Source organism: Bradyrhizobium sp. NBAIM08, from assembly GCF_020193935.1.
In the GTDB taxonomy this organism is placed as follows: Bacteria; Pseudomonadota; Alphaproteobacteria; order Rhizobiales; family Xanthobacteraceae; genus Bradyrhizobium; species Bradyrhizobium yuanmingense.
This window is the reverse complement of sequence record NZ_JADYVR010000946.1, coordinates 1-404: the sequence shown is the minus strand read 5'-3', so window position 1 is coordinate 404 and position 404 is coordinate 1. Positions and strand designations below refer to the sequence as shown.

General features: G+C 58.2%; 1 protein-coding gene. It reads left to right on the top strand.

Annotated elements, in window-relative coordinates; translation table 11 throughout:
- On the top strand, window positions 1-163 hold a 163-nt coding region (locus tag I6F37_RS42865), incomplete at its 5' end, for an integrase core domain-containing protein (protein ID WP_368736835.1).
- Window positions 164-404: the final 241 nt, after the last annotated feature.

Below are 404 nucleotides of genomic sequence, written 5' to 3'. Positions count from 1 at the left end.
GGCATACGCCCAGGCATATCCAAGCTCAGATCGCCGCGCCGACGAACTGCCGTTCTGGCTCCATCGATACAACTGGCATCGCCCGCACGGCAGTCTAAAATCAAAACCGCCCATCAGCCGCCTCGCCCTCGGCAAGGACAACCTATTGAGGCTCCACAGCTAACCCACTGCGTAGGAAACCTCAGCGTCGAGGAGGTCTTGCGACGGGGCGAAGGAAAAGGAGTTTTTCCGGGAGTGTTTGCTAATGTGATGGACCGGCTGCTTCCCCCCGAGCAGTCTGCCTAGACTGCTTCACGCCATCCGGAGAAGCAGCCCATGGGAAAAACCACATGTCCTTACGTGTGATTGGTTTCGGCGTCGGCCGCACTGGCACTTTTTCGATGAAGCTTGCGCTCGAGGAGTTG